This window comes from Arachidicoccus sp. (assembly GCF_050436765.1).
Classification (GTDB): Bacteria; Bacteroidota; Bacteroidia; order Chitinophagales; family Chitinophagaceae; genus Arachidicoccus.
In genome coordinates, this window is the sequence record NZ_JBNQGD010000130.1 from 1 (window position 1) to 2,363 (window position 2,363).

The window sequence follows — 2,363 nt, forward strand, 5'->3', positions numbered from 1 at the left end:
AAAATAATGTAAAGACCGGTGCAAATAATCCGTTGGACAAGCCTGCAACAATCGAGGATTTATAATTATCATAATTAGCCTCATCAAAACGTTTACGAAAATAATCCCTGCGATTAAAAGTGATGATGGTTTTAAAATTTTGTAAACTCTCCTGAATCTGCGCGCTCAATCCCCCAGAGCTTTTTAGACTGACCGCATTTTTCTTTTTTACCCAAGGAGAAATTACCAATACAAAAAGTAAAATAAACACCGCCGGAATTAGCGTTGTCGCACCCAACTCTAAATGTATACTGAGCATAAAAGCGGCCGCACCAATCATCAAAAAAATACTATTTACAAAACGCATCAGCGACTGCGAGAAAAACTGATTTACCTTATCGGTATCGTTATTGATTCTTGATATTAAATCACCAGATTTGTTTTGATTAAAAAACGCCACCGGCAATTGTTGTAACTTATTGAAGACCTCATTACGTAAAGCGTACAGCATGCGCTGACCAATGCTTCCCATTAGCTGGGTTTGTGCATACTGTGTACCAGCCCAGACTACATAGAGGCCAAATAACAACGCTGAAAAATTAATTAATCCTTGATATTGTTTCGTCTGAATATAATGATCAATTGTATAACCAATGATATAAGGAGTGAGCATAGAAATCCCAGCATTCAATATCATTACAAGAAATGCTATCATCAAGCTCCGTTTCTCATCATGCATAAAAACAAGCATCTTTTTTAACGCCGCGCGAGTTGAAGTTTCTTGTTTTTTATTTAAATTATAATCCATTGTTTGTATTCTTATATTAACAGTTGTGACAATTGAACCCCATCGTTTTAAACTCCCACTTCGTAAGCAGTCATACTTTGCTGAGATTGATAAATCTGAATATATTCTGGACAAGATTTTAATAAGACTTCGTGCTTGCCAATAGCCAAAACTTCGCCTTCCATTAATAGAATAATCTGTTCATAATCTTCGACCGGAGCTAGGTTTTGCGTAATAGAAAGCAGGGTAATTCCAGGGTAATTTCGTTCTACATTTTTCCAGATTCTTTGTTCTGTATTTCTATCAACCCTCGCAGTAAACTCATCAAGCAGTAAGATTTTAGGGTTTCCCGCTAAGGCTCGGGCCAACATAATCCGTTGTTTTTGACCGCCTGAAAGGCTATTTCCACGTTCAGAGACAATGCTATCTAGCCCATCCGGCAAACTGCTAATAAAATCTTTGAGTTCAGCCGTATCAATGGCTTTTTGGAAAGCATCTTCTGTAACATCTGCGTTGAATGCAATGTTTTCACGCAGTGTCATATTAAATATAATGGCATCTTGAAACACAAGCCCTATCTGTCTTAGCAGAACTTCCTGGTCGTATTTTTCTATAGCCACCCCATCATAAGATATTTCTCCTGTCTGAGGTTTAATAAGCGTTGTGAGCGCATATAGCAGTTGCGTTTTCCCCGCCGCCGTCGGGCCAATAATAGCAGTACGCGAGTGCGCTTTCACATTAAAAGAAACATTTCTCAGTACAGCTTTTTCACCAAAAGTCAATGTAATATTTTTGACCTCAATTTCACCGTCTAACTCCTTCGAGAAATCACCGCCCTCAAAAGTATCCGGTGCATCCAATATTTGATAAATTCTCCCGTAAGATGCAGATGCGCGTGCAATAATATTGCTCATAAATCCAATAATCAAAATCGGAAATATAAGAATGGAAATATAACTATTAAACGCCGCGAACTCTCCCAATGTCATTGTTCCTGCAATTACAAAATGTCCACCCATAGCCAACACCAGCAGAACTGCCATGTTAGAAGTGAAAACAATGATAGGTACCAAAGTGGCAAATAGGCGCAAAATTCCAAGGCCGATATTTTTTGCTTCTCCGCTCGCGTCTATAAACTTATTATATTCTGAAAATTGCGCGTTGAGAACACGAATTAAAGCAGAACCCAGAATAGCTTCATTGATAATTTTGTTTAACCTATCCAATATCCCTTGTGACCTTTTAAAAAGTGATTTTACCTTTCTAAAAATAACAAAAAACGAAATCGTAATAACGGGAATAATCAATATCACCAACAGGCCTAATTTCCAATTTATATTAATTAACAATATAGAAGCCCCGATAATCAATACAATCGACGAAACGATAGATACGATAGCCTGGGATACAAAGGTTTTGATAGCATCAACATCTGAAGTTAAATTGGTAAGCAAAATATTAGGGTTTGCTTCATCAATATAAGAGTAGGTCTGTTTAGAAATTTTATCAGATAATTTCTTCCGAAGATCGCGTGCCACTTTCTCTGAAGCATAGGTCTGAATCACAGTTTCTATATAGGAAAATAAGAATATAAAAG

General features: G+C 37.1%; 2 protein-coding genes. Both read right to left on the minus strand.

The genetic code is table 11. The annotated features are described in order from the left end of the window. The coding region (locus tag ACQR30_RS05555; RefSeq protein ID WP_429732452.1) for an ABC transporter transmembrane domain-containing protein at positions 1-787 on the minus strand (787 nt) is incomplete at its 3' end. A gap of 47 nt (positions 788-834) precedes the next feature. Beyond that, positions 835-2,363 (minus strand): ABC transporter ATP-binding protein (locus tag ACQR30_RS05560; protein ID WP_429732455.1); only part of this gene is annotated, 1,529 nt, incomplete at its 5' end.